The sequence below is a fragment of the Selenomonas sp. genome (assembly GCF_057272215.1).
The window spans coordinates 93,212-117,895 of sequence record NZ_DBHIUY010000009.1 but is presented as its reverse complement, the minus strand read 5'-3'; the positions used below and the strand labels follow the sequence as shown (position 1 = coordinate 117,895).

General features: G+C 50.5%; 31 protein-coding genes. 9 read left to right on the top strand and 22 right to left on the bottom strand.

Annotated elements, in window-relative coordinates:
* Window positions 1–46: 46 nt before the first annotated feature.
* The 10 genes from ACO5Z0_RS09310 to ACO5Z0_RS09265 all read right to left on the bottom strand — a co-directional run bounded on the left by ACO5Z0_RS09310 (window position 47) and on the right by ACO5Z0_RS09265 (window position 5,840).
* Window positions 47–733: an MBL fold metallo-hydrolase gene (locus ACO5Z0_RS09310; protein ID WP_485650067.1), complete on the bottom strand. Its 687-nt coding sequence runs from the start codon at window positions 731–733 to the stop codon at window positions 47–49.
* A gap of 1 nt (window position 734) precedes the next feature.
* The gene (locus ACO5Z0_RS09305) at window positions 735–1,883 is read right to left on the bottom strand and encodes a recombinase RecT (protein ID WP_485650066.1); all 1,149 of its coding nucleotides are present in this window, start codon (window positions 1,881–1,883) and stop codon (window positions 735–737) included.
* A 13-nt stretch (window positions 1,884–1,896) separates the two neighbouring features.
* Window positions 1,897–3,858 carry a hypothetical protein gene (locus ACO5Z0_RS09300; RefSeq protein WP_485650065.1) on the bottom strand — a complete coding sequence of 654 codons (1,962 nt, stop codon included), beginning with the start codon at window positions 3,856–3,858 and terminating at the stop codon, window positions 1,897–1,899.
* Window positions 3,855–4,118, bottom strand: a complete 264-nt coding sequence (locus tag ACO5Z0_RS09295) for a hypothetical protein (protein WP_485650064.1) — start codon at window positions 4,116–4,118, stop codon at window positions 3,855–3,857. The genes ACO5Z0_RS09300 and ACO5Z0_RS09295 overlap by 4 nt, the downstream gene beginning before the upstream one ends.
* A 40-nt stretch (window positions 4,119–4,158) precedes the next feature.
* Complete coding sequence (locus ACO5Z0_RS09290) at window positions 4,159–4,368, bottom strand: hypothetical protein (RefSeq protein ID WP_485650063.1); 210 nt, start codon at window positions 4,366–4,368, stop codon at window positions 4,159–4,161.
* Window positions 4,369–4,481: 113 nt separating this feature from the next.
* Window positions 4,482–4,667, bottom strand: coding sequence for a hypothetical protein (locus ACO5Z0_RS09285; protein ID WP_485650062.1), 186 nt, complete (start codon window positions 4,665–4,667; stop codon window positions 4,482–4,484).
* Entirely contained in the window at window positions 4,664–5,008 is a 345-nt protein-coding gene (locus ACO5Z0_RS09280) for a DUF4406 domain-containing protein (protein WP_485650061.1), read from the bottom strand. Before ACO5Z0_RS09280 ends, ACO5Z0_RS09285 begins: the two co-directional genes overlap by 4 nt.
* Window positions 5,005–5,184, bottom strand: coding sequence for a hypothetical protein (locus ACO5Z0_RS09275; RefSeq protein WP_485650060.1), 180 nt, complete (start codon window positions 5,182–5,184; stop codon window positions 5,005–5,007). The genes ACO5Z0_RS09280 and ACO5Z0_RS09275 overlap by 4 nt, the downstream gene beginning before the upstream one ends.
* Entirely contained in the window at window positions 5,181–5,543 is a 363-nt protein-coding gene (locus ACO5Z0_RS09270; protein WP_485650059.1) for a hypothetical protein, read from the bottom strand. The genes ACO5Z0_RS09275 and ACO5Z0_RS09270 overlap by 4 nt, the downstream gene beginning before the upstream one ends.
* A gap of 93 nt (window positions 5,544–5,636) precedes the next feature.
* Window positions 5,637–5,840: a helix-turn-helix transcriptional regulator gene (locus ACO5Z0_RS09265; RefSeq protein ID WP_485650058.1), complete on the bottom strand. Its 204-nt coding sequence runs from the start codon at window positions 5,838–5,840 to the stop codon at window positions 5,637–5,639.
* A gap of 104 nt (window positions 5,841–5,944) precedes the next feature.
* Here ACO5Z0_RS09265 and ACO5Z0_RS09260 point away from each other — a divergent pair, with 104 nt between their 5' ends.
* The 3 genes from ACO5Z0_RS09260 to ACO5Z0_RS09250 are packed head-to-tail and all read left to right on the top strand — an operon-like array spanning window position 5,945 to window position 6,753.
* A complete protein-coding gene (locus ACO5Z0_RS09260) occupies window positions 5,945–6,172 on the top strand; it encodes a helix-turn-helix domain-containing protein (protein WP_485650057.1) in 228 nt (75 codons plus the stop codon).
* 58 nt (window positions 6,173–6,230) lie between these two features.
* Window positions 6,231–6,503, top strand: a complete 273-nt coding sequence (locus tag ACO5Z0_RS09255) for a type II toxin-antitoxin system Phd/YefM family antitoxin (RefSeq protein ID WP_485650056.1) — start codon at window positions 6,231–6,233, stop codon at window positions 6,501–6,503.
* Window positions 6,496–6,753: a Txe/YoeB family addiction module toxin gene (locus ACO5Z0_RS09250; protein WP_485650055.1), complete on the top strand. Its 258-nt coding sequence runs from the start codon at window positions 6,496–6,498 to the stop codon at window positions 6,751–6,753. Before ACO5Z0_RS09255 ends, ACO5Z0_RS09250 begins: the two co-directional genes overlap by 8 nt.
* Before the next feature lie 45 nt (window positions 6,754–6,798).
* Here ACO5Z0_RS09250 and ACO5Z0_RS09245 read toward each other — a convergent pair whose 3' ends face one another.
* Entirely contained in the window at window positions 6,799–7,278 is a 480-nt protein-coding gene (locus ACO5Z0_RS09245) for an XRE family transcriptional regulator (protein WP_485650054.1), read from the bottom strand.
* A gap of 52 nt (window positions 7,279–7,330) precedes the next feature.
* On the bottom strand, window positions 7,331–7,555 hold the full coding sequence (locus ACO5Z0_RS09240) for a helix-turn-helix transcriptional regulator (RefSeq protein ID WP_485650053.1): 225 nt from the start codon (window positions 7,553–7,555) through the stop codon (window positions 7,331–7,333).
* A gap of 144 nt (window positions 7,556–7,699) precedes the next feature.
* Between ACO5Z0_RS09240 and ACO5Z0_RS09235 the strand changes: the two genes are divergently transcribed.
* From ACO5Z0_RS09235 to ACO5Z0_RS09215, 5 genes are all read left to right on the top strand, one after another.
* The gene (locus ACO5Z0_RS09235; RefSeq protein WP_485650052.1) at window positions 7,700–8,776 is read left to right on the top strand and encodes a helix-turn-helix domain-containing protein; all 1,077 of its coding nucleotides are present in this window, start codon (window positions 7,700–7,702) and stop codon (window positions 8,774–8,776) included.
* 411 nt (window positions 8,777–9,187) lie between these two features.
* Window positions 9,188–9,571 (top strand): hypothetical protein, encoded by a 384-nt coding sequence (locus tag ACO5Z0_RS09230; protein ID WP_485650051.1) that lies wholly within the window; start codon window positions 9,188–9,190, stop codon window positions 9,569–9,571.
* 100 nt (window positions 9,572–9,671) lie between these two features.
* Window positions 9,672–10,643 (top strand): Abi family protein, encoded by a 972-nt coding sequence (locus ACO5Z0_RS09225; protein ID WP_485650050.1) that lies wholly within the window; start codon window positions 9,672–9,674, stop codon window positions 10,641–10,643.
* Between the two features lie 145 nt (window positions 10,644–10,788).
* Window positions 10,789–11,262: a hypothetical protein gene (locus ACO5Z0_RS09220; RefSeq protein WP_485650049.1), complete on the top strand. Its 474-nt coding sequence runs from the start codon at window positions 10,789–10,791 to the stop codon at window positions 11,260–11,262.
* Window positions 11,263–11,585: 323 nt separating this feature from the next.
* Window positions 11,586–12,809 carry a tyrosine-type recombinase/integrase gene (locus tag ACO5Z0_RS09215; protein ID WP_485650048.1) on the top strand — a complete coding sequence of 408 codons (1,224 nt, stop codon included), beginning with the start codon at window positions 11,586–11,588 and terminating at the stop codon, window positions 12,807–12,809.
* Window positions 12,810–12,851: 42 nt separating this feature from the next.
* Here the strand turns inward: ACO5Z0_RS09215 and ilvB are convergent, their stop codons facing one another.
* From ilvB to ilvN, 6 genes are all read right to left on the bottom strand, one after another.
* Window positions 12,852–14,513 (bottom strand): biosynthetic-type acetolactate synthase large subunit, encoded by a 1,662-nt coding sequence (gene ilvB, locus ACO5Z0_RS09210; protein ID WP_485650047.1) that lies wholly within the window; start codon window positions 14,511–14,513, stop codon window positions 12,852–12,854.
* A 27-nt stretch (window positions 14,514–14,540) separates the two neighbouring features.
* On the bottom strand, window positions 14,541–15,608 hold the full coding sequence (leuB, locus tag ACO5Z0_RS09205; RefSeq protein WP_485650046.1) for a 3-isopropylmalate dehydrogenase: 1,068 nt from the start codon (window positions 15,606–15,608) through the stop codon (window positions 14,541–14,543).
* Window positions 15,608–16,102 (bottom strand): 3-isopropylmalate dehydratase small subunit, encoded by a 495-nt coding sequence (locus ACO5Z0_RS09200; protein ID WP_006192243.1) that lies wholly within the window; start codon window positions 16,100–16,102, stop codon window positions 15,608–15,610. The genes leuB and ACO5Z0_RS09200 overlap by 1 nt, the downstream gene beginning before the upstream one ends.
* A 1-nt stretch (window position 16,103) precedes the next feature.
* Entirely contained in the window at window positions 16,104–17,366 is a 1,263-nt protein-coding gene (leuC, locus tag ACO5Z0_RS09195; RefSeq protein WP_485650045.1) for a 3-isopropylmalate dehydratase large subunit, read from the bottom strand.
* 102 nt (window positions 17,367–17,468) lie between these two features.
* Complete coding sequence (gene ilvC, locus ACO5Z0_RS09190) at window positions 17,469–18,482, bottom strand: ketol-acid reductoisomerase (protein WP_485650044.1); 1,014 nt, start codon at window positions 18,480–18,482, stop codon at window positions 17,469–17,471.
* Window positions 18,463–18,993: an acetolactate synthase small subunit gene (gene ilvN, locus ACO5Z0_RS09185; protein ID WP_485650043.1), complete on the bottom strand. Its 531-nt coding sequence runs from the start codon at window positions 18,991–18,993 to the stop codon at window positions 18,463–18,465. The genes ilvC and ilvN overlap by 20 nt, the downstream gene beginning before the upstream one ends.
* Window positions 18,994–19,462: 469 nt before the next feature.
* Here ilvN and ACO5Z0_RS09180 point away from each other — a divergent pair, with 469 nt between their 5' ends.
* Window positions 19,463–20,263, top strand: a complete 801-nt coding sequence (locus ACO5Z0_RS09180; RefSeq protein WP_485650073.1) for a polysaccharide deacetylase family protein — start codon at window positions 19,463–19,465, stop codon at window positions 20,261–20,263.
* 123 nt (window positions 20,264–20,386) lie between these two features.
* Here the strand turns inward: ACO5Z0_RS09180 and ACO5Z0_RS09175 are convergent, their stop codons facing one another.
* The 4 genes from ACO5Z0_RS09175 to ACO5Z0_RS09160 form a co-directional block, all read right to left on the bottom strand.
* Entirely contained in the window at window positions 20,387–20,689 is a 303-nt protein-coding gene (locus ACO5Z0_RS09175) for a hypothetical protein (protein ID WP_485650042.1), read from the bottom strand.
* Window positions 20,690–21,030: 341 nt separating this feature from the next.
* A complete protein-coding gene (locus ACO5Z0_RS09170) occupies window positions 21,031–21,795 on the bottom strand; it encodes a DUF6339 family protein (RefSeq protein WP_314642541.1) in 765 nt (254 codons plus the stop codon).
* Window positions 21,792–22,736, bottom strand: a complete 945-nt coding sequence (locus ACO5Z0_RS09165) for a hypothetical protein (protein ID WP_485650041.1) — start codon at window positions 22,734–22,736, stop codon at window positions 21,792–21,794. Before ACO5Z0_RS09165 ends, ACO5Z0_RS09170 begins: the two co-directional genes overlap by 4 nt.
* Entirely contained in the window at window positions 22,726–24,681 is a 1,956-nt protein-coding gene (locus ACO5Z0_RS09160) for a hypothetical protein (protein ID WP_485650040.1), read from the bottom strand. The genes ACO5Z0_RS09165 and ACO5Z0_RS09160 overlap by 11 nt, the downstream gene beginning before the upstream one ends.
* Window positions 24,682–24,684: the final 3 nt, after the last annotated feature.

Below are 24,684 nucleotides of genomic sequence, written 5' to 3'. Positions count from 1 at the left end.
GCCATCTCGCTTGATTTTCCGAATGATGATGTCCATGATGTCCTCCTTATGCGATGTAAACTTCCGCGCCCGTCTCCTGCTGCACTTGGCGTTTGAACGCTTCTGCGTCACTGTTGCCATCGGAGAGATGTAGGAGATAGATCTGCCGCACCGCGCTCATGTCGTTTGCCCGGAGCAGCCCCAGCAGGGTCTCGATGCTCATGTGTGTCTTTATGACGCGCTCGGCGAGATAGACCGGGATGCGCTCATTTCTGGCGTTATCGACGATAATCTCCTGCGCGTAGTTTGCCTCGACCATCAAATGTGTCAGTCCGGCAAATGTGTATTTAACATAAGCGCTGTCCGTGATGTAGACGAGCTTTTCGCCCGTCATCTGGGAATCTACCTGATAGCCATAGCATAGCACGTCGTGTTCCACCGCAAAGGGCAAAACGCTGAACGTGCCTATGCCATATTCAAGCAGCGCTTTCATCGCCCGCACGCCCGGGTAAAGAGCCGCGACGTCGTCATTGCTGTAGACGTGCATACCCCGCTGCAGCATCTTCGGGATCGCCTTGGCGTGATCTCCGTGGCGATGGGTGACGAGGCAGCCGCTGATACTGCCCGTCCGAAAGTCGCAGCCTTTTTGAATCTCCTTGAACGGGATCCCTGCGTCGAGGAGCAGGCTTGTTTTGCCGTCGCTTACGCGATAGGCGTTGCCGCTGCTCCCGGACGCGAGAATCTTGATATCCATGTCAGAAGGCCATCCCGGCATAGAGGCTGTCAGCGGCTGCCTCTTCTGCCGGAGGTTCTTCTGTGATCGGCATTTTTGCACGTTCATCCTCGCCCGGCATCTCGTACTGTGCAGGAGCAAGTGCAGCACGACGATGCGCCGACGTGATAGCGGCAGGAGTCTCCTCCTGCGGCGCTGCCACCTGTGCCGGAAGCTCCTTCGCCTGCTCCACCGGCACACTGTTCGCCGTCACGTCGATGATGGTCTGCATGTCTTCCTGCACCGCTTGCAGCTTTGTCTCTCTCTGCTTCATGTACTGATAACTCTCATCAATCTTGCGCGGATCCAGAAGGATATGCTTGGGGCTGTAGACTTCGCGGATGAGCGTCTTGCGGCACATCTCGTCGAGCCAGCCGTCTTTGTCGACCTCGATCTTCTTGCCGTTCTTCCACTCGTTCGCCTTGCCGCCCCAGAAATTCGCGCTCGCGTATTCAGGCTTCCTCTTCTCGATGTCTTTCATGCTCATGAGGACGAGTTCGTTCTTCTTGGGATCGTCGTACTCGATGTAGCCGAAACCGCCGACGATGTTCCCTCGGTCGAAGGGATTCGTAATCTCGAAATCATAAGATTCCACGTCGTTGCCGCGCCCCTTCTTGTACGGCTTGAAGTTGTCCGTTGAGTATACAAGCTCAATGGTCACGCTCTTCGGCGGGCAAAGTGCGAACTTTTCGGCAATGTACTTGATGCCGTTGTAGCCGAGCATGAGATTGATGTCGTATCGCCCCGCTTTCTTGTTGAGATACGGGATCGGTGTGATGAAATTCGCCTGCATCGTGTCAAGACCGAGCCGCGCATAATGCACGACGTCAAGCGCGAGGTCTGCCATATTGACGTTCGCCCATGTGACGGGAACAGCGTTGTCGTACTTGTGGTCGCGGTTGTTCTCATTCTTGCGCACCCTTTCGGCTTCGGCGGTCTTCAAGGCGCGGTCAACGCCGATGAAGTAGCCTTGGATGAGTTGACGCTGGTACTCGGTGATCTGGAATTCCCCAACGCTGCCGGAGAACTCGTGAATGACCTTCTGCATGAAGCGCTCGCTCATGTTCTCCTGCGGCGCTTCAACGGCGGCGGTGTTGGTCGTTGCGACTGCCTGATTGGTGGATTGTGTCATGTTGTTTTCCTCCTTAGTTCTTCATCTTGATTCTCAGTGCATCCGTGTCCGGCGCGGAAACAATCAGCCGAATCAGCTGCCCGTCCGTCTCCAGTGGCGTCGTGACGCTTTCGGCTTGATCCATGAGAATGGGCAACGTCACGCCGTAATGCTTGCTCAGTGCGCCGATGATGTCGAGTTTCGCGTTGACCTGCGCCGCATAGTTCGCGCTGCGGTACTCGACCCATTCGCCCGCCTTGTTTTCCAAAGTCGGCTCGCAGATTTCTTTCAAGCCGCCGTTGATTTGCTCGCGGAAGAGGATGAAACGCACCATCCGAAAGTGCCCATTGATGCTCTCCGTGACCATGCGTGCCTTGGTGCGAATAAATTCTTCGGCGAGATGGATGCCGTGCTCGATGTGCTCAAGCTGTGCCGCCGTGTCCTTGAGCGACGCTTCCAGATCAGCAACGCGCTTCTTGCTCTCTGCAGCGGTTTTCGTCTCTGCAATGCGCAGATTCGTCGCTGCAATCGCCTTTTGGATTTCCTGCACTTTCGCGTCGTAGTGCCGCGCTGTCTCGTCTTGTGCGCTGTCACCGATGCGCTCGACGTCGTGCAGCTCTTCGATTCGCTGAGCAAGCAAGGTGTATTCGTCTGTCGCTTCAAACGGCGGCTGCACGATGAGAGAATCTTGGAGATTTTGCAGGCGCTCTGCCATATCGGCGTGACTTGCTTCTTTCTCCGCGAGGTTCGCCGTCTGTGCGGCGATGGTTTCTTCCATCTCTTGAATCTTTACCTTGCTGCATTCCTGCCCGCGACGGTTGATGCTTTCCTTCTGCTGTGCCTTACGCTCGTTAAAGGCGGCACGCAGTTCCTGCACCTTTTCAGCAGGGAGCGTCTGTCCGCAGGTCGGGCAGGTTTCTTTTCCTGCATCCCACTGCTCCACTTGAGCGGCGGCGTACTCTTCCATGAGAGCTGTCCGCAGATTTTTCATGCGCTCTTTCTGCGCTTCACCATCACGCACCTTGCGCTTGATGGTGTCAATCTCTTCGGCGAGAACACGCTTCTCGCCCGACAGCTTGTCGATGGCGGCGTGGATGTCGCGATTCTTCTCGATACCTTCCTTGATGTACGCCGCTCGTGCATTTTCCATCTCCACACGCAGGTTTGCTGCAGCGGTGCGAGCGGCATCTTTCTTGCCGTCTTCGGTCGAAAGGGCACGCCGCTCTTCTTCGACGGCGGCTTTCTCTTTTTCCAGTCGCTGCAATTCCATCTGCAAGGCGGTTTCGTCCGCGACTTCCTCTGGAATGCTCTTACTCGCCTCGTCCATGCGCGTCGGCAAAAGCTCCAAATCCTTGTTGAGTTTCAACCGCTGCTCTTTGGCGATTTTCTGCCATTGTTCGATGGTGTAGCTTTTGCCCGAGCTGCCCGGCATGAGGAGATAGGGCGCGAGGTCTTGCAGCTCTGCATTCTCTTGGAAAACATCGGCGTCGGTGAAATCTCCCGCCATTTCAAAGAGGATGCGCCGCTTGTCGTCGGTGCTCATCGTATCAGCAAAATAGCCGAGCACCATGAGCATCTTGAGATTGTCCAAGCTCGTGCCGCAGGCTCTCTCGATCGTGGCAATGTACTCTTTTTTCTTGGCGCGCACGCCGTCGATAAAGTAGTCCGTGACGTTGCCCGTGAACTCGCTCTCAGCGGCGCCGCGCTTTCTCGTCCACTTCTCATAAAAGTCCTTAGTGAGCGCTATGCGGTTGCCGCGCTCCGTTTCAATCTCGATGGTTGCAACATGATGGATGCCATGCGCTCCCGTCGTCTTGGGGTCGAAATCCGGCTCTTCGGTCGCCGGGCGGTCGATGAGGAGCCAGCAGATCGCATTGGCGACCGTGGTCTTTCCCGTGCCGTTCGCACCGAAGATGTCCGTGTCCTTGCCGTCAAAGTCGATGGCAAGATTCTTGATCCCACGGAAGTTTTCCAGTTCAAGCCGCAGAATTTTCATGATGCAAGCACCGCCTTTCTGTAAATGTCGATGCTCCGCACATGGCGGCTCACGGTTTCCTCGATTTTGCCTGTCTCAAAGTCATAGAACAGTTCGCCGTCGATGGAGATGATGAAAAACTCCCCATCGGTCAAGGTCGCCATAAAGCCTGCCTTGCCCCGCAAACGATACATCTGCAGCGAGAGCAGCCTGTTTCCTCGTGCCTGCTCGCCTTTCAGCTTGGCTGCCAAGCCTTTGGGCAGCCGTTTTGGAATCTTCATTTGCATTCCATCCTTTCCCGTGATACAATCACGGTGATAGTTATTCATCTGCGCCTTTCCTGGTTGCCCGCCGGAAAAGGCGCTCTTTCTTTTGCTCTAGCGCATTGAGTTCATCCGCACGCTTCTGCGCCGCTTCTTGCGTGCCGGTGATATGATTATCTATCTTCAACGCACCATCCACGATGCGGCACGCTCGACACATTGGCAACGAAAGCACGTTGGGCTGGCTAAAAACTTCCCATTTCGTCATTTTCTTCTCCTTTCACCCTGCCAGCACCATCACCGCAAAGAGCAGCCCAGCGATGCCCACGATGCACTCCCAGCCGTAGTCGCTGATATACGCGAGCGGATTCCATACCGTCTTCATGCCAATGCCCCCTTATTCATCTGATCGGCGACCACCTGCGCCGCTTCCTTCGTGCCAAACCACCTTCCCAGCTCCTCGCGGTTGCCGCTGTGATCGACCGCATCCACGTCCTTCAAACGATAGCAGGAATAGCACTTCTCGCCTGCGATCAAGTTGCTCGTCACGCGCCACTCGCTTTTCATATTGCCGATTCCACCTTTCGTGCATCATCTTCTATCTGCGCCCACATCTTCACATAAGCGTCCACACCGTACCAACGCGGCATTTTTAATTTCTTAGCTATTTTTGCCTCAAGGCGACAACCCTCGCTCTGCATCCAATCACCACAAAGCACAACGCCGTTGCACTTCAAAAGTTCCTCGAAATACACCGATGTACGCTCCCAAATTGGTTTCACATGCCCAGCAGGATTATAAAAAAATACCCAAGGTGTTGCCTTACGCAACAGTTCCTCAGCCTCCTTGGCGCGCTCGCGATTCTTCTTCTCGTCGCCCGTATACGGGTGCGCGATATAGATCCTCATATTGCTTCACTCCCTTCAAAGCTCATGCTCTCCATCGCATCCATAACGGCGGCGACGGTTGGACAATACTGCTCAATCTCTTTTGTTGTCAGCGTCAAGCGCCGATCCGCATCGCAAAAAAGCTCGATGATCTCCTGCATGTGCGTGACGGCATCGCGAATCTTCTTGCTCTTCATGATGTTGCCTCCCTCATCTCCGAAGGTGTCGGACTAGCCAATTCCTTCACATCACTCAACCAGAACTTCTTTCGCAGACTACCGGGCGTGTAGTACGCCTTGAGCAGCCCCGCCTTTTCATAGCGGTAGATGCTCCCGCGATCTACCTTGAGTATGCCCGCCGCCTCACCTGCGCAGATCAATGCATCCGACTGTGCAGGCAGTACCGCCATGTTCTGCCCCGCCTCCTTGATGAGCTGCAAGAAGTTCAAAATGCCCGGTGTCTCCTTTAAGAGCGACTGCAACTCACGACCTTTCTCTACGAGAGTATCTATCTCCGCGACATTGATCGCCGCATCCATCTCCATCCCTCCTCTCAAGCCGACTTCTCTTTCTCGTCTTGGCTCTTGTGCAACTCACGTCGCCATGATAAAATTTACTTGAACCTGCCCGATTGCCGTCGGGCTTTTTCTCTATCTTGCAGGGTTGCCGCCCCACAAGGCACGCACGTCTTGTACGCCCAACGCATCTGCGATTCGGATTGCCGTCCGAATGTTTGGATGCTGCTCGCCGTGTTCGTACTTTTGATATGCTCGTACCGTAATTTGCGCTTCCTGCGCCATCTGCACCTGCGTCTTGCCGGACGCTTCGCGGGTTTCTTTCAGCTTCGTATTCACCTCACCTCGCCCCTTTCTAAATTTAACATGCACTTTAGTTCATGTTATGGCATTATATTAACATGCACTTTAGTTCATGTCAACTCTTTTTAGGAGGTCTTGACATGTCAATTTTTTCAGAGCGTCTAAAGGAACTAAAAACAATGAAACAGGCTACACAAAAGGATATTGCCAGTGCCATAGGACTTTCCCTCCGTGCGTATCAATACTATGAAACGGATACCAAAGAACCAACACTAAGAAACCTCATTGCTCTTGCCGACTACTTCGACGTGTCGCTTGACTATCTTGTAGGCAGAAGCGACAACCCAAACTGCCATAAGCACACATAAATTTCACTTTCCTCTCCGTACAATATATGGTACAATTCACTTGAAAGGACGTGATAGCATGGTAGCCGTGAACTACTCCACTCTGCGCAGCCAGTTGAAAACTTACTGCGACCGAGCGACAGACGATGCCGAAACCATCATCATCACGCGCAAGAATGAGAAGAACCTCGTCATGATGAGCATGGACACCTACAACAATCTCATGGAAAACCTCTTTCTCATGAAAAACGCCGCCAATCGTCAGCACATCTTGAATGGAATCCATGAACTGGAAACCGCTGCCACCGTCACAAAATCTTCTGCGGAGATGAGGAAGCTGCTCCATGAATAGAATCTTCTCGCGCACCGCATGGAATGACTTCATGGAATGGGTCAAAGAAGACCGCAAGATCGCCCGTAAGGTGGACGCGCTCCTCTCCGACATCGAGCGGAACGGTCACGAAGGAATCGGCAAGCCCGAAGCCCTACGCCACGACTTCGCCGGATATTGGAGCCGACGCATCACCGAAAAAGACCGTCTCATCTACCGCTACGATGACGACAACATCTATATTGCCGCTTGCAAAGGTCATTACGACTGAGCCTAGCCCCCGCCCCGAGCAGGGGCTTTTTATTTGCCATTCTCTTCACCTCCCTTGCTTCTCTACAAAAATCTGCAACTCGCATCCTACCGCCGAAACTGCTTTGACAGCTTCCAGCAGTTTTTCCATCGCTGGCAGCTCATCCGACGTGAGCTTTCCATCCGCCGCGATAGAGAGCAGCGCCCTGTCCGTCCCCCTGATGCCCTCAAGCGCATTCAGAAACTTGACTGCCAAACGGTCAAGCTCTTGCAGTTCCGCCTTGGGCATCATCTTCCGCCCGATGGGACAGGTGTTCGTGCAGTAGAAGTTCATCAGCTCCGGCGCATGGTACGCGTCCGCCATGAGCATGACTTCCTCGGGGTACGGATTCAGCGTGCCGATCTCGATGCGCTGCATCCGTTTCCTGTCGATTCCTGTCTCCTCACTCGCACCCTCGCGGCTGCTGAGACGGTCGTTTTTCTTTGCGGCTTCCATGCGGGCTAAATAGTACCGATTGACCGCCGTGGACGCCGCTATTCTGGTCATTTTCTACATCGCCTCCTCGAGGTATGATGTTGACAAAAGATGTTCTCTTCCGTCATTCCCCAGAAGCGCTTGTATTTCCGTCATTTTCCTTCAAAAAATTAAGGTCAATATTGAGAAGCACCGAAAGACGCGAAAGTAGCTTGAGGCTTGGCGTGTACCGCCCGCGCTCTACATCTGCATAGTATGCTCTCGAAACACCTACTGCATCAGCAACCTGATACTGTGTCATTCCGGCTTTTTTTCTCGCTTTCTTAATGACGGTTTCAATGTTTCTCACCTATAAGCACCCCCTTATATAACTTGTATTTCCGTCTTTATTTATATACTACGGTATTTCCGTCATTATGTCAATAGTATTTCCGACAAAAATATTATATAATTGAACAAAAGACGGAATGACCGCACACGAAAGGACTTTTTTATGAGTATTGGCAGTAAAATTCGAGAGGCGCGAAAGGCTGCTAGATTGACGCAAGTCGAACTTGCGAAAAAAACACGCTTATCTCGTTCCTACATCGGGGATATTGAAAAAGATAGATATAATCCTAGTCTTTCAACACTGAAACTAATCGCTAAAGCAACGAATATGTCTTTGTCTTCTTTACTACATAATGAAGGCGAGGAATCTCTTTCCGCTACACCTAATGATGGCACTGTCCTAGCGCCCAAAATGCAACGCTTAAAAGAGCTACGAGAAGCTTTATCTATGACGCAAGCAGATCTCGGAAAAGCACTCGATATTTCTCCCAGTGCCATTGGGATGTATGAACAAGGGCGACGTGAGCCAGATAATACCACGCTGAAAAAACTTGCCGCATTATTCGATGTGTCTACCGACTACCTATTGGACAATTATACGCCTAAAAAAAATGCTTTTTCCGAAAAGTTAAAGGAACTGCGTGAAAGCAAAAGCCTAACACAAGCAGATTTAGCTAAAAAACTAGGAGTTACCCAGCAAGCTGTAGGGCGATGGGAACGAGGTCAAACATCACCTGATTATGCGATGTTAAAAGATTTATCAAGCATATTCAATATTTCCACAGATTATCTTCTTGGCGTTCAGCCATCTCAAAGAGACGCTGCAGCTCCTCTTGCCTATCAAACGGACATCAGTGAGCGAATAAAATTTTACCGAACGGAGAATGGATTCACGCAGAGAGAACTCGGTACTCGAATCAATAAATCAGCACAGGTAATATCAAACTGGGAACGGGGATATACTGTCTCCATCAATCAAGACGACATTCTGAACTTAGCCAATGTTTTTGGTGTGCCTGTAGAAAAACTGGTCGATAAAAACTCTTATTTATTTGAATCTTCACTGCAATTTTCTCCCCATAATCTCCCCGCCCTCACACCTAAAGAATCCAGCCATCTCCAAAAATACCGCGCACTTGACGATGACGGGCGCGCGCTGGTGGACGGTCTGCTCGACACACTTCACGAACAGCGCTCAAGTAAATTCAACACCTCATCCGACGAAACTACCGCCTCTTAGTCCAATCAAAAACGCCGCCCCAATGGAGCGACTGAGATAAAAGGAGTATTTTCATGAGTGACAACAATTTTATTATTGCTGACCGACTACTACACCAATAAATTTAGGAATCGTTATAAAATCCGAGCGTCTTATGGATTTTAAGCCCATAATCGAAAAAATAGCCAGGCAATCACATAACGGATCACCTGGCTAAGCTACTCAAGAGAATCAAACATAGGCATAGGAACGGGCTTTATGTTTTTCAAAACTATCACCTCCAGTTCTGTGTAAGACGTCTGATAGTGACAGTATATCATAGAACTTGGCGATGTGCTACAGCGCTTCGTCTGTGCCCATGAACTCGTGGTGTGCCGAAAGAATTTGCAGAGCTGAAACGCTGCCAAAATATATGTGAAAAGGAGGATCCGCATGAAAGAATACAAGGTCATCGAAATTCTCGATGAGTACAACATCATGATTGACTACGGCTTTAAGAAAGGGGCTGTGCAGGGTCAACACCTACGGATTATCTCAAAGGGCGACGAGATAATAGACAAGGAAACCGGTGCAAGTCTGGGTACTTTCGACGCAATCAAGGCGGTTGTTTCCATAAAGACTGTATACGCAAAATTTTCACTTTGCCATCAGTTGCGTACCGTTGAGCATGCCATTTTAAGTCCACTCGCCAGCATGATTCAGCGCTCCAGCACAGAGGAACGTCTTCCTGTAAATCCGGATATGATGACGCATCGAGCGATTCCAAAAGGCGGTATGATCTCAGTCGGAGACACAGTGCAACTTCTTCCGAATTGACACAAAAAGAATTTGTTGCTATAATCAATGTAGTGAAAGGATTTCAGCGTTCGGCGCTGGTCGCGAGCCTCCATTGCTTATGGCATTGGAGGCTTTTAATTTGGCTTACGACAAACCCTTCAAAACCTACCAACAGCAGATACAGCACTTGATTGATGATTACGGACTTATCATCAGTGATACGGTCTTTGCAGAACACGCACTAAAAACAATATCCTACTATGACCTCATTAACGGGTATCAAGATGTTCTGATGGTGAAGGGGCGATACCGCTCGGGTACCAGCATCGAGTTTTTATATACCTTCCATCTATTCGATAAAGGTTTTCAAAACATCTTTTTTGCGCGTATCATGTTTATCGAAAACTATTTCAAATCTCTGTTGGCTCATTGCATCGCTGAAAATTTCAGTGTACACCAAAGTGACTATCTTGATAAGAAAAACTACAATTACGCATCCAAGAAGGTTGTTTTTGCTGATATAAAGCGAGATATTGAGAATGTGTATCTGCAAACATACCCACCGATACCAACGAGATTTTATCAACAAAATCATAACCATATACCGCCGTGGATTCTGTTCAAGAATATTTCCTTCAGCAGTAGCATAAATCTTTTCCGCGTCTTGAAGTCTCCCCAAAAAAACGCCATAGCAAATGAACTCATCCCAGATACGACGATTCTCCAATCGGCGAAAATTGATTTCATAATCGCAGGACTGAACCTAATCCGAAAGTGCCGAAATTTGATTGCGCATAATCTAAAATTCGTTACATTTCGGGGAAATGCAAAAGATACACTAAAGCCTAGCACCCTCACATCGTTGTTGCCACAGGAATTGATTGCAACGGATCAAAACTATCCACGTTTAGGCAGCAATGATTTATATGCGGTTTTCCTGTTCATCTATCGGATTCTTAATTCCTCTTATCTTCGATACCTGTTCATCGAGGATATTGCCCGCTACATCGCTCCTCCGACAGATGGGAACGTCGCACTATTCGATCAATATGCTGATATTACAGGGCTTCCTCATGATTTGCTTGCTAGATGTGTGAAAATCCTTCCATGAAAAACGCCCCCATATTAGCCATGATGAGTTGAAACAGAGATAGCGCGGCAATCGTGCAACAGATCACTAAGCCAATCTACTCAATCGCTCTCGATGCAAGACGAACAACAAGGAACAAGGACGATGCACTGAAGAAGAAAGGACGATGATTCTCATGCTGAAAAAACAAATTATTTTGCTCATTTCTCTACTCCTGCTGGCATTTTCCAGCACCGCGGCTGCGGCGAACTGGCAATGGGTAGCATCGGATGAAAATGTAGGTGTCTTTTTCGATACAGAAAGTTTGCGATTTGGTAAAATTGATAAACTTGGCATAGATAAAAATATCGTCTATGTCTGGTGGTATATGGCATTAGATGACGCCTTTTCTCAAAAGCAACCTTACAACGGAGAAATTGTAAAAAAAATAGTCAGATACGATAAGCTCAATCTCAACGAACAAACAATAACTGGATTAGAGGTTATTTTACGCGACACTGATGGATTCATCCTTGGTCAAAAAAATAATACCGGAACAGAACATATCGCCCCTGACTCAAGGGCGGCATTGATGTACAGCGCAGTCAAAGATTATGCACGCATCCATGCCGAAGAAATTACTGATCGCTCCATAAAGTGAAAACTTGCAAAAATATAAAGGCATCCGACAAACACCTTGATCGCATAACTCTGTTTCTACCCGGTATAGTGCATTACTTGCGTTCATGGTGTTGAAAGTAATCTAACACTTTCTTGATAAAACGTAAGTAAAGTGACAGTTTTCTCGAAAAATCGCAGGAAAGGACACTTTCACTTTGCTTTACGACTGAACATTTTGCCGATGTCGACAAAATGTTCAACCATTCCGTGCACGCGCACGATAGGATGCTCTGCAAAAAGCCACCTACCGTACAATACGGCAGACGAAGAAACGTATCCATATGATGAAAGGGATGTCATATCATGGCAGAAGTGCGTACACGAAAACGAGGTAAAAAATGGTCTTACATATTCGAGGCGGGCAAGCAGAACGGCAAACGCAAAGTCGTCGAAAAAGGCGGCTTCCCAGATCGTGCTTCTGCCTACGCAGCCGGAGCTGTTGCATTTACCGACTGGAAGCACGGCAACATCGGCGTGACGAGTGACCGCATCACGCTCTCAGACTTCTTGAAGCACTGGATGCATAACGTATGCAGGCTCAACGTGCGCAATACCACTTTCGATCTCTACGAGCGCGTCATCCGTAAGCGAATCACTCCCTATATTGGAGATATGAGCCTGCAAGACCTGACCCCGGCCGTTCTCGATAATTATATGCGTCGCCTTGCCAGCACAGGTCTTTCCCGCAATTCCCTTCTCAGCGCGAAGCGTCTTCTGCATCAAGCTATGGATTATGCCGTTTATCCGGCAGCACTCATCCAAAGCAATCCTACCAACTATATCCGAATCCCCAAGGGTGCTCCCCGTGAAATTGTCAAGCGGACGATCATTACACCGGATGCCTACGTCGCGCTCTTAGAAGCGCATCCTTTCGGCAGCCTGGCACATATCCCCATCGTTCTTCTCTATCATACAGGTATGCGCATCGGCGAAGTTCTGGGGCTTTGCTGGAATGATATAAGCTTCCAGCAACATACGATCAACGTTCGTCGCCAATATTCTTACCTCGGCGATGTCGGCAACATACTCACTCCGCCAAAGACTCCCTCCAGCCTACGACAAATCCCTATAGACGAAACTCTCGTGCAACTTTTGAAACGCTGGAAGAAACAGCAAATTGAATGGGAATCATCCGCGGGAACAACTTACTGTATCATTGATGAGCAGCAGCCCGACCACACCCTGCGCATCTACTCCAAAGCCTTGGCACCGCCCAATGTAAACCGTCAAATGATGGTCTGCACTACGCCCCAAGGCCGCCCTGTCAGCCGCCCTACAGTCATGCAGGCATTACACAAAGCAGGTCTCAACGCGCACTCTTTCCGACACACTCATGCCACCGTCCTGATTGAGGCGGGCGCATCTCCGAAAGGTGTCGCCCACCGACTTGGGCACAAGAACGTAAGTATCACGGAAGACCTCTATGCGCACAACACGAAGAAACTACAGCAATCAACCGTCGATGTTTTCGCTCAAATCATGCAGACAAATACGATATGCAGACAAAATGCAGACAAAGCAACATAAAAAGAAGCCTCATCCCTTACAGCATACAGGATGAGGCTTCTTCTACTTAAATTCGACAAATTCATTGAGCCTGGCGCCGCCTTTGATCATCGGCTCGACGAAGCTCTTCGCGAGTTTTAGCACGATGACGCGCGGCTCGTCGGCCTGTGTAGCGCGTCCGAAGGCGCGAACGAACTCCTCTTGCGTCTGCACAGTTTCGGCTGTGATGCCGAAGCTGTTGGCATAGGCGACGAAGTCCATCGAATGACCAAGCTCGCAGGCGATATAGCGCTCTTTATACATGACCTTTTGCAGTTGGCGAATCATGCCGAGTGCAGAGTTGTCCATGACGAGTGAGATCACAGGCAGCTTAAGCCTTGCGATCGTATACAGCTCGTTTCCCGTCATGCGCATACCGCCGTCGCCTGCGATATGAATGACGCGGCGGCTCTTGCCATAGGCGACCTGCGCCCCCATAGCGGCGGGCAGGCCGAATCCCATCGTGCCGAGACCGCCCGAGGTAAGCCACGATCTCGGCTCTTCGATTCGCAGGTGAAGCGCCGCCCACATCTGATGCTGCCCGACATCGGTCGCAAACGAGTACGGCTTGCCTGCCGTAGCGAGCGCTACATGATGCATTGCCCACGGCGCCGTCAGTGTATCGACTTCGTAATCATAGGCGAACGCTTCGTCCCAGTGACGGATATGTTTGAGCCATTCCTCGGTGCAGGAAAGCGGCTCCGGCTTCATCAAGAGGCGCAGAATCGTTTTCATATCGCCCGCAAGACCGATGGAGCTTGGAATGTTCTTATCAATCTCCGCCGGATCAATATCGATGTGAATGAATTTTGTCCCCTTCATATATTTGACGACATTTCCCGTCTGGCGGTCGCCGAATCGACTGCCGACGGCGATGATGACATCGGATTCGGCAATGGCGTTGTTCGCCGCCTTGCGCCCATGCATACCGGCGAAACCGACGCACAAAGGATGCGATCGCGGCATGGAGCCAAGTCCCATCAACGTCTGCACAACGGGGATGCCGTAGCGCTCGGCAAAAGTCGTAAGCTCCTTCGATGCGCCCGCATAAACGACGCCGCCGCCCGCAATGATGATCGGCTTCTTCGCACGACGAATCGCTTCCGCCGCCTCCGCCGCACAGATGAGGAAGTCCGCGTCGGGCCTTCCGGGCTTCTTCTCCTCATAGATGTAGCTTTCGTACTTCACGTCGGCAAAGAAGAGGTCTCGCGGAATGTCGACGAGCACAGGTCCGGGCCTGCCGCTGCGCGCGATATCAAACGCTTCGCGCAGAGTCGGTATGAGTTTCGCCGCGTCCTTGACCTTGAAATTGTGCTTCGTCACGGGCATCGTGATGCCGAGGATATCCGTTTCCTGAAAGGCGTCGCGCCCCAGAAGTCCCGTATCGACCTGCCCCGTGATCGCCACCAGGGGGATGGAATCCATGAATGCCGTGGCGATGCCTGTCACGAGATTCGTCGCGCCAGGCCCCGATGTCGCAAGACAGACGCCGACCTTGCCTGTCGCACGCGCATAGCCGTCGGCGGCGTGCGCTGCGCACTGCTCGTGCGAGGTGACGATCTGATGAATATTTTTTTCATCGTAAAGCGCATCGTAGAGCGGCAGGTTCATGCCGCCCGGATAGCCGAAGATCGTGTCGACGCCCTGCTCCTTCAGACATTCGACAACTGCTTTCGCGCCTCTCATGCAAAGCCTCTCCTTTCCTGCCCGCGCTTATATATGCGTGAGCACCGCTTCTGCCATCTGCTCAGTGTTCGCCTTCTTGAAGCCGTCCTTCCATAGGTCTGCCGTGCGCCAGCCATCGGCGAGCGCCGCATCGACGGCGCTTTCAATCGCCTGCGCCGCTTCTTCTTCGGCGAGCGCATAGCGCAGCAGCATCGCCGCCGAGAGAATCGTGCCGACGGGATTGGCGATGCCCTTGCCCGCAATATCGGGTGCAGAGCCGTGAATCGGCTCGAAGAGGCTCGTCTTTTCGCCGATGCTCGCCGACGGCATCATGCCGATGGAGCCGCCGACAACCGCCGCCTCGTCCGACAGGATGTCGCCGAAAAGATTGCCCGTGACGATGACATCGAACTGTGTCGGACGCACGGCAAGCTGCATGGCACAGTTGTCGACATAGAGATTCGTAAGCTCGACATCTGCATAGTCCTTCGCGACCTCAGCCACCGTGCGCCGCCAGAGGCGCGAGGTCGCGAGCACGTTCGCCTTGTCAACGCTCGTGACATGGCTGCGGCGCAGCTTCGCCGTCTCGAACGCGAGCCTTGCGATGCGCTCGACTTCGGGCACGGAATAGTTTTCAAGATCCCATGCCCTCTCGTGACCGTCCTTGATCTCCGACTCGCACTTCTCGCCGAAGTAGATGCCGCCGATCAGTTCACGCACGATGACGAGGTCAGCGCCCTTGACAAGCTCGGGCTTCAGCGGCGAATACTCGACGAGCGCGTCAGCGACCTTCACGGGACGCAGGTTCGCGTAAAGACCGAGCCCCTTCCGAAGACCCAAAATCGCTTTTTCCGGGCGCAGAGCAGGCTCTACGGCATCCCACTTATCGCCGCCGACAGCGCCGAAGAGCACGCCGTCTGCCGCCTGCGCGGCGGCGAGCGTCGCTTCCGGCAGCGGCGTGCCGTGCTTGTCGTAAGCCGTGCCGCCCGCATCATGCTCCTCATAGGAGAGCGCCAGATGGAACTTTTCCGCCGTCTTTTTCAGCACGGCAACGGCTGCATCCGTGATTTCTCTGCCGATGCCGTCGCCCGGTATCACCACAATCTTCTTTGCCATCAGAGCGCCCCCTTTTCCTTGATGTAGTTGATCAAGCCGCCCGCTTCGGCGATCTCCTGCACGAATCCCGGCAGAGGATGCGCCTGAAAGACGTCGCCCGTCGTGAGATTCTCGATCTTTCCCGTTTCCGTATCGACGCGCAGCTCATCACCCGCGCTGATCTTCTCCACATCATCGCCGATTTCCAGGAGCGGCAAGCCGATGTTGATGCCGTTGCGATAGAAGATGCGCGCGAAATCTGCCGCGATGATCACGGGGATGCCCGATGCCTTGATGGCGACGGGCGCGTGCTCGCGCGACGAGCCGCAGCCGAAGTTCTTGCCGCCGACCATGATGTCGCCTTCCTGCACGTTTTTTGCGAAACTCTCATCAATGTCAACCATGCAGTGCTCCGCCAGCTCCTTCGGATCGAAGCTGTTCAGATAGCGCGCGGGAATGATGACGTCCGTATCGATATTGTCGCCGTAGCGCCAGACTTTTCCTTGCAAACTCATCTCACTTTACCTCCTCTGGCGCGGCGATTCTGCCCAAGATGGCGCTCGCAGCCGCCACATGCGGACCTGCCAGATAGACCTCGCTGTCGACATGCCCCATGCGCCCGCGGAAATTGCGGTTCGTCGTAGAAACGCAGCGTTCGCCCGCCGTCAAGATACCCATGTAGCCGCCGAGGCAAGGGCCGCACGTCGGCGCAGCGACGGCACAGCCCGCATCGATGAAGGCATCGATATAGCCGAGGTGCATCGCATCCTGATAAACCGCCTGACTGCCCGGAATCACGATGCAGCGCACATCGGGATGCACCTCACGCCCCTTCAATAGCCCTGCGGAAATCTCAAGATCCTCCAAGCGTCCGTTCGTACAGGAGCCGATGACCACTTGATCGATCTTGATCGGCTCGGCGATATCCATGACGCGCTTCGTGTTGCCCGGCAGATGCGGGAAAGCGACGACGGGACGCAGCGACGAGAGGTCGATTTCGACGGTGCGGCAATACTTCGCATCAGCATCCGATGCCACAGGCTCATACGCGCCTTTGACGCGGTCTTCGACGTATTCCTTCGTCTTTTCATCAAAGGGGAAAATGCCGTTCTTCGCGCCCGCTTCAATCGCCATGTTGGCAATCGTCAAACGATCCGTCATCGTCAGAGCGGCGACACCGTCGCCTGTGAATTCCAGCGACTTGTAGAGCGCGCCGTCGACGCCGATCATGCCGATGAGCGTCAAGATCACGTCCTTGCCATTGACATCGGCAGGCTTCTCGCCCGTCAAATGCACCTCGATCGTTTCGGGCACTTTAAACCAAGCCCGCCCCGTCGCCATGCCGACGGCGAGATCGGTCGTGCCGACGCCCGTCGAAAAGCCGTTCAAGGCGCCATACGTACAGGTATGCGAATCCGCACCGATCGTCAGCATACCCGGTCCCACAAGACCGAACTCAGGCAGAATGACATGCTCAATGCCCACGCGGCCGATCTCAAAGTAATTCTTGATCTTATGCTTTCTCGCGAAGTCGCGCACGATCTTGCCAAGTCCAGCCGCCTTGATGTCCTTCGCCGGCTGGAAGTGATCGGGCACGAGCGCGATCTTCTCGTTGTCGAACACAGGGCGACCGATGCGCTCGAATTCCTTGATCGACGGCGGCGCCGTAATGTCATTCGCGAGCACCATGTCAAGCTGACAGGTAATCAGCTGCCCCGGCTCGACATGCGAAAGTCCTGCATGACGCGCGAGAATCTTCTCCGTCATATTCATTCCCATGAAATTTCCTCCTGGATAAGTCGAAAGAAAACGGCTTACACCTCATTATACCATAAAGGAGTGTAAGCCGTTCCAAGATTCAACAATTATGGTCGTCCAAAATCAGAACTGAAGCTCTTTCTGATCCTTGAGCCAGCTCATCATGCCGCGCAGTTCTGCGCCGACTTTCTCAATCTGATGCTCGGCATGGATGCGGCGTTCAGCGAGGAAATTCGCACGGCCGGCAGCACGATTTTCGAGAAGCCAGTTGCGTGCGAACGTACCATTCTGAATCTCCTTCAAAACCTGCTTCATCTCCGCCTTGACCGCAGGCGTAACGATGCGCGGACCTACCATGTAATCACCGTACTCCGCCGTATCGGAAATCGACTTGCGCATCTTCGCCATACCGCCCTCGTAGAGCAGATCGACGATGAGCTTCATCTCATGGAAGCACTCGAAGTACGCCATCTCCGGCTTATAGCCCGCCTCGACGAGCGTCTCGAAGCCTGCCTGCATCAGTGCGCATACACCGCCGCAGAGGACAGCCTGCTCGCCGAAGAGATCGGTCTCCGTCTCATCTTTGAAGGTCGTCTCGATCGCGCCTGCACGCGTGCCGCCGATGCCGCGCGCATAAGCGAGCGCAACGTCGAAGCACTTTCCCGTCGGATTCTGATAGACAGCAAAGACGACAGGGACGCCGCCGCCTTCCGTGAACGTGCGGCGCACGAGATGACCCGGTCCCTTCGGCGCGACCATGAACACATCGATATCCGCCGGCGCAACGATCTGCTGGAAATGGATGTTGAATCCATGTGCGAAAGCAAGAGCACTGCCGGGCTTGAGATTCGGTGCGATCTCGTTCTTGTAAACATCCGCCTGCTTCTCATCCGGAATCAAGATCATCGTGACATCCGCCTGCTTGACCGCCTCAGCGACCGGCAAAACCTTGAGATTATGGGACTCGGCGGCGGCCTTAGACTTCGATCCTTCGTAAAGACCAATGACAACGTTGACGCCGCTCTCCTTAAGATTCAACGCATGTGCATGTCCCTGGCTGCCGTAACCGATGACAGCAACCGTCTTGCCCTTCATGACTTCCCAGTTCACGTCTTGATCATAGTAAGTTTTTGCCATAGTACTCTCTCTCCTCGCAATTCTCATAAATGGTATGTTCGCCGCGCTCTAGGGCAATCAACCCCGTGCGGATCGTCTCCAAGATGCCGTAGGGTGAGAGAAGCTGCAAGAAAGCCGTGACCTTCTCATCATCCCCCGTGATCTCGAAAATCAAGGTCGTCGGCTGTACATCGACGACATGCGCACGGAAAATCTCCGCCATCTTGAGCACATCAAGCCGATTCGTATCGTCCGCCTTGACCTTGATGAGCGTCGTGCCGCGGAAAACCGACGTTTCCGGCGAAAGCGCCTGCACCTCGACGACATCGGGCAGCTTTTCGAGCTGCTTCATCATCTGGTCAATAAGCTCCTCATCGCCATGCACGACGACGGTAATCCTGGAAAATTCTGCGGTTTCCGTTACACCGACCGATAGGCTGTCGATATTAAACTCCCGCCGCGAAAACATGCTCGCAACACGAACGAGCACGCCGGACTGATTCCGCACAAGTATGGAAAGCACATGTCTCATCTGAAATCCTCCCAACGCTCATTCCTGTTGTAAACATGTATACATTATGGCAACATCGCTCCTATTTGTCAACAAAATTTTCCTCCGTTTTCCATAAAAATCACGGATAAATTCAGCCACTCATCTTCACAGATCTCTACCATCCTCTCGTCGTCGACAGATCCTCATCTGGGCGATTTCATTTTATCCATGCTTCCCTTATCCGCATTTCCTATATTCTTGACAGAAAAAACGCTCTGCTATATGATAGGGAACTAGAAGCTATCAAATACGACTCCTCTTGTTTAGAATCGTGCCTTCTACACGCCGTTTCGTCGTCTCGGCACATCTTCTTGCCTCTTGGCATCGACAAATCGGAGAGTTCTATTTTATCCGTGCTTCTTTAAAAAACTTGTCAAACGCTACTCAATGAAGGATGTGTTTTCCCGTGCGTATATCAAAGAAAAAGATTCTCTTCGCTGTTCTCCTCATGCTCCTGCTCTCCGCAGCCATTCTCTCATCTACAAGCTATCAAGGCGGCATTCCCGTGCTTAACTACCATCAGATCAATGACCGCGACCACAACGCTCTGACCTTGAGCACCGCTGAATTTGATGCGCAGATGAAATATCTTGCCGAAAATGGCTACCATACCATTACGGCAGATGAACTCGCCGATCACCTAGAAAACGGTGCATCTCTCCCGGATCATCCTATCCTCATCACCTTCGATGACGGCTATATAGACAACTACAACAACGCATACCCAATCTTGCAAAAATATGGACTTAAAGGCTCAATCTACATCATCACAGACTATCTCAATGTCTATCCAAACTATCTCACATGGGAAATCGCCCAGGAAATGCAGGACTCCGGCTCCATCGACATCCAATGCCACACGATGACTCACGTCGCACTCAGCGAACTCGGTTCACCCGAAGAGCTGTACCATGAAGCTGTAGATTCAAAACGAGCAATCGAAGAACACCTCCAAAAGAGTGTCACATCCATCGCCTATCCTTGCGGCGCATATAACGACGAGGTACAGCGCGTCATAAAAGAAGCCGGCTACCGCACGGCATTCACCGTCAACTACGGGCTTGACTACCCAAACGACGACCATTACGCGCTCAATCGCATCCCCATCTTCGGCTGCACATCCCATTCCTTCCTGCGCTTCAAGATGCGCATCCTCTTCACACCGCTCTTCTCACATCTGCACAACTTACGCACGAATCTCCTGCACGACGGTCACGAAACCTGCTCCCGCTTGATTCCCGTGCCATAAAATGTGCTTGAAAATCTCGAACAGCCGCAAACTGCAATCTTTCCCTGCAATTTGCGGCTGTTTAATAGATCTGCATAGCTGTCATCCAATAAAAATTTTCTTCATTTTCTTCGATTACCTAGCTCATGCTGTGACATTGGATGTGTGAAATAAAACACCCGAAATAACAAAAGCGGTTCGCAAATTCTTTCGAATCGGCGAACCGCTTTTTGTGGTAAAATTTACATGCAAATGAAAATTATCACCATACGTCTGGTGCAGAAGAACCCGCCCAGTCGCTACACTGGCTTTTGTCTTGCCAAAACTCCTTATGATGTAGCGGCGACGGGTCGTTCGCTCATCTAAGGTGGGCAGCACTTCACCGACTGTGCGCTGACCGACAAGCTTATCGATCTCCCAGTGACCAAACTCCTGACGCTCGTTCACCGCATCCGGATGAGTCTCTAGGCTCTCCCAAAATCCGACGATTTTGGCGGCGATGATGGCGCTTGTTATTCCTTCTCACGCGAAGCGGCAGATCCATGCTCTTTATGCAGATGATCCCGAGATCGATGTAGTTGTACACTGTCTTAAGTTTCGCGTAGTTGTGGTAGAATGTTTCTTGGACATGTAGGATGCTTCCTTTCGGTTTTGTTTTCTGTCAAAAACATTCTACCACAGGTACTCCTGCCTGTTCTTTTTAAGTGTCCGATTTCATTTTACAATTAACGGATTTCATTTCCTTGTGGGAAATGTGTCAACCGATCTTGACAATATCACTTCGGCTATTATTTACGCTTAGCCTTAACGTTCTTTTTCATAAACTCAAATGCAATCTCTTCAATGTCCTCTGCGGCAAGTGAATCAAGCACCGAAACAGCGCCATAATGATTCAGATATGAATCACAGCACTGTCTGAATACCGGGGTACTTGCATTTCCGGTTTCTTCCTGTATCCGTTTCAATGCCATAAGTAAACCTTTAACAACGGTCTTATTCATACTCATAGACTGGTCGAATAAGTCCTTTTGAATCTGCTGCGCGGAAAACAGAGTTTCAGTCAAATGATATGGATTGCTTTTTTCTCGTTCTTCATCATAAGTCAGGTAGCCTGACCACCAAAGACGTGATATGGCATTGTAATAACACAGGGACGATCTTCCCTCAGTAGCAAAAAATCTTTGATCAATACGAACCGTTCCATCGTCCTTTTTCCAGCGCTTCAGCACATATTCCTTATATGTTATATGGCAAAGTGCAGACCACAGCATCGGATCGGAAGCTTGGAGTGGTGTGATTTTATCTTTAAAAGCTCCATAAAGCAGTCTGATATTATTCAGGTCATCTTGATTTTTTGCCTCGTCATCATCCCCTGAATACATCAGATTAATATTTGGTACAACAACGGAAGATGTCTTGAAGTATTCATCGATTTTGGCAGTTGCGAAATACTCTTCAAGCCAAGGATCCTCACTATAGTAATTTCCTTTATTATTGACCAAATCCTTCTTGAGGAGTTTATACGCATCCTTAGTAAAATAGATTAAAGTCATAAGGTCGGATCATCCTCTCTGATAGTAGACCACTCAGTCAGCTTCTGCATCAAGTTACTGATAGAATCACTGGTAACGTTTCCCAATAAAATATTCGCAATTTCGTAATCAGACATCTGATTCTCTAACAAGTCCGTAATACCATACTTTATCAGTGCCGCATAAATCGAATCAGCCCATACGGTCCCCTTAAAATGCGTTATTGTGTCCCCATCATCTCCGACAGTAGTTTCTTCAGCTCGAAGTTTCCCCACTGCTTCAGTGATTGCGGGGAGAATAACCGATGCCTGAACAAACCTTTCAACACCATTCTTCAGATGTTTTTTGGTCATCATACGTGCATAATTTTTATAATCCATATCAGGAAGAGTTATTACAATGTAATCAGTCAGATCCGGACGCTCCTCAGACACTTCAGCAAAATGCACATTCATATTAGTGGCATTGAGATCGCCGCGAACTTGCACAATGCCGGCCATATTTTTCTCAAGCATTGTATTTAGTTTAATCTTCAAACCCGGTTCGTTGGCGAGGACATCTCCCTTTCTGATTTTAAATTCAATGCTTCCGAAATAATCCGTATTAAACTCGGGAAGCCTGAATTTGTTGATTTCCCGTGCAGCAACAATCATCGCCTGTAAGTCAACACTGTCTGCCACATTTTTCTTTGATATCCTGATTATGGTGGATCCAGACGAATTTAAGTCGTATGTTTCTCTCAAAGAAGTTCTGTAGCAGGTTAGTCTTAAAATTGCTTTCGCATCCCCTGCCGAGATGGTTTGCACAAGCCCGTCACAATCAATTTGACATTCCAGTTCGATAATGATTTCCGAGCCGTTGTCTGTGTGAGAGAGAACATCTATCGCAAATCTGCTGTTGAGATAATCCCTTGTATATTCATTTAACACCGGGTGCGGATACTCAATTGCTCTATTTCTCATCCGATGTCACCTCCATTGTAAAGACAGGTATTACTGCCATGATCTCATTATTTTCAAATTCAATATAGAGATTATTTCTGCCTTCTTTAATCGGGATCGGGCCGATTTTCTCTCCATGAACTTCCATCAAAGACATACCGTCAACCTTTACGTTCTTTATGCTGACTGCATCCTGTTTATCATCATCGCGCCCGGCATAGAATTGAATGTAAACTCTATCATATCCTTTTGGCGCATTGATAAACATATGGTATTTGTTGCCCGCCATATAGAAGGTCCTATGATCGGACAAACTGAGCGAGGATATTTTAACCTTACCTGCCCCCGCAGAAACACCTTTACCGCCTTTATCTGTAGGTTTGACAACCGGAATTTTATCCTTCTGCCGTTTCTTACATTTCTTTTTTCCAGTCTTAATTCCAGACTTCTGAGTTTCTGATCCTTCGCTGGAAGAAGCACTCTCATACTGGTGATTGTAAAAGACTCTTCCTTCATACGAAGATATTTCACTGATTTTTACATCTGTACGGAGACCGTCTGTTCCCTCTTCCGATGCTCCCTCTGAGGCATCCGGAAGATAGTTTCCTATCCCGGCATCCATCCTGTCCGTTATATCGGCACGTTCAAATTCATCAAGAACCTTCTGAACTGCCTTGGTAATATTCCTGATGTATCTCGCTGCAAGGTTATGTAGGGTTCGATTATCTGTGATATTCTTCGCCTTCCATTCCGTATGCTGCGGCGGCTCAGCCTCTCTCAGCGTTTTGCTCAGTGTCATCTCTCCGACATCATTTACTATAATGACTACCGAGTAGTGCGGAAGAGACTCTGTTGTTGTGTTGATCAGCATTCCCGTCGAGCGGAATCTCGACAATGCAGCAGAATACCCGTCATCATAGCGAACATAGATACTGAGATCATCTTTTTCAGCGATGGTTGCTGTTTGAGGCTCAGTTTTTGTCACGGTCTCATAAATCTGCCGCGTCCACTTCAACGGTACATTATCTTTAAACCTCTTATAGAGTAGTTCTTCCAGATACTGCTTTGACACAGTATACCGTTTTGACGGAGACTCAATTTCTACTTCAAGCTTTCCGTCCTTTATCGCAAGGATAAAGTTTTTAAGAACGGCAACCGTTACTGCCTCTTCCCAGTTTTCATACTCTTCAGTTTTAAATCCGAAAATAGCCACGTCAGTTCCTGTCGCGGTTCTGTTAAATTCTTCAATTGCCGCAAGTGAACACTTGTCTTCCGGAAGTATTGGTCTCCCTGTATATTCGTCTTCCAGATATAGATACTTTCCGGACGGATGAGTCGGTCGCATATCGCCCTTGTACTCTTTTTGAGTAGTAACAAGATGAGTCACGCCTTCAAATGCACGACCGCCGTCCTTAGCCAACGTATTATAGAAAACCGTGCTAAGCCCGGAATAAGCAAAAGGCGCATTCTTGCCGATACCAAATGATCCGGCACTATTTTGGTTCTGCTTAATGGAAATACCTTCTGTATTAACAAGCAACTCCCAATATGACGTTTCACCCAGAGCCGGTTTAACGCCATTCAGGCCGATGGTATTGTAATCACTCATAGTCAGTACCGGGATTTTTTTCATTGCCAAGTACTTAGACACGGTATCCAAGAAGTCTATGATCTTCTGTGTCTTTACCGGGCTGTTATTCCAATAATCATATGCGCCTTGCAATGCTTGCCTGAATTCTTCGAACATTGAAAAACGGTCTCTTTCAAGTTCGAACAGCTTAAACTTCACTTTTACCGGTTCGTCTGCGGCGATGTCAGCATCACGGGCATCCAAGGAATTCTGGCACACCTCGCGCGCAAGTCCGTCCATGATTCCAGAGCCTTTAAACATCGTAATCGCAACATCGTTACTTCCGCTGAGACTGCCGGTTCCAAGAAGAGGAAAGTTCCAACATACTTTTCCCATTTC

Coding starts and splice junctions, on each gene's coding strand:
- ACO5Z0_RS09295 (WP_485650064.1), bottom strand. CDS start 4,118: ATGAAGATTCCAAAACGGCTGCCCAAAGGCTTGGCAGCCAAGCTGAAA.
- ilvN (WP_485650043.1), bottom strand. CDS start 18,993: ATGAGACATGTGCTTTCCATACTTGTGCGGAATCAGTCCGGCGTGCTC.
- leuC (WP_485650045.1), bottom strand. CDS start 17,366: ATGGGAATGAATATGACGGAGAAGATTCTCGCGCGTCATGCAGGACTT.
- ACO5Z0_RS09280 (WP_485650061.1), bottom strand. CDS start 5,008: ATGAGGATCTATATCGCGCACCCGTATACGGGCGACGAGAAGAAGAAT.
- ACO5Z0_RS09230 (WP_485650051.1), top strand. CDS start 9,188: ATGAAAGAATACAAGGTCATCGAAATTCTCGATGAGTACAACATCATG.
- ACO5Z0_RS09305 (WP_485650066.1), bottom strand. CDS start 1,883: ATGACACAATCCACCAATCAGGCAGTCGCAACGACCAACACCGCCGCC.
- ilvC (WP_485650044.1), bottom strand. CDS start 18,482: ATGGCAAAAACTTACTATGATCAAGACGTGAACTGGGAAGTCATGAAG.
- ACO5Z0_RS09160 (WP_485650040.1), bottom strand. CDS start 24,681: ATGGGAAAAGTATGTTGGAACTTTCCTCTTCTTGGAACCGGCAGTCTC.
- ACO5Z0_RS09310 (WP_485650067.1), bottom strand. CDS start 733: ATGGATATCAAGATTCTCGCGTCCGGGAGCAGCGGCAACGCCTATCGC.
- leuB (WP_485650046.1), bottom strand. CDS start 15,608: ATGGCAAAGAAGATTGTGGTGATACCGGGCGACGGCATCGGCAGAGAA.
- ACO5Z0_RS09260 (WP_485650057.1), top strand. CDS start 5,945: ATGTCAATTTTTTCAGAGCGTCTAAAGGAACTAAAAACAATGAAACAG.
- ACO5Z0_RS09200 (WP_006192243.1), bottom strand. CDS start 16,102: ATGAGTTTGCAAGGAAAAGTCTGGCGCTACGGCGACAATATCGATACG.
- ACO5Z0_RS09165 (WP_485650041.1), bottom strand. CDS start 22,736: ATGAGAAATAGAGCAATTGAGTATCCGCACCCGGTGTTAAATGAATAT.
- ACO5Z0_RS09250 (WP_485650055.1), top strand. CDS start 6,496: ATGAATAGAATCTTCTCGCGCACCGCATGGAATGACTTCATGGAATGG.
- ACO5Z0_RS09170 (WP_314642541.1), bottom strand. CDS start 21,795: ATGACTTTAATCTATTTTACTAAGGATGCGTATAAACTCCTCAAGAAG.
- ACO5Z0_RS09180 (WP_485650073.1), top strand. CDS start 19,463: ATGCTCCTGCTCTCCGCAGCCATTCTCTCATCTACAAGCTATCAAGGC.
- ACO5Z0_RS09235 (WP_485650052.1), top strand. CDS start 7,700: ATGAGTATTGGCAGTAAAATTCGAGAGGCGCGAAAGGCTGCTAGATTG.
- ACO5Z0_RS09245 (WP_485650054.1), bottom strand. CDS start 7,278: ATGACCAGAATAGCGGCGTCCACGGCGGTCAATCGGTACTATTTAGCC.
- ACO5Z0_RS09290 (WP_485650063.1), bottom strand. CDS start 4,368: ATGACGAAATGGGAAGTTTTTAGCCAGCCCAACGTGCTTTCGTTGCCA.
- ACO5Z0_RS09300 (WP_485650065.1), bottom strand. CDS start 3,858: ATGAAAATTCTGCGGCTTGAACTGGAAAACTTCCGTGGGATCAAGAAT.
- ACO5Z0_RS09275 (WP_485650060.1), bottom strand. CDS start 5,184: ATGAAGAGCAAGAAGATTCGCGATGCCGTCACGCACATGCAGGAGATC.
- ACO5Z0_RS09215 (WP_485650048.1), top strand. CDS start 11,586: ATGGCAGAAGTGCGTACACGAAAACGAGGTAAAAAATGGTCTTACATA.
- ilvB (WP_485650047.1), bottom strand. CDS start 14,513: ATGAGAGGCGCGAAAGCAGTTGTCGAATGTCTGAAGGAGCAGGGCGTC.
- ACO5Z0_RS09255 (WP_485650056.1), top strand. CDS start 6,231: ATGGTAGCCGTGAACTACTCCACTCTGCGCAGCCAGTTGAAAACTTAC.
- ACO5Z0_RS09220 (WP_485650049.1), top strand. CDS start 10,789: ATGATTCTCATGCTGAAAAAACAAATTATTTTGCTCATTTCTCTACTC.
- ACO5Z0_RS09285 (WP_485650062.1), bottom strand. CDS start 4,667: ATGAAAAGCGAGTGGCGCGTGACGAGCAACTTGATCGCAGGCGAGAAG.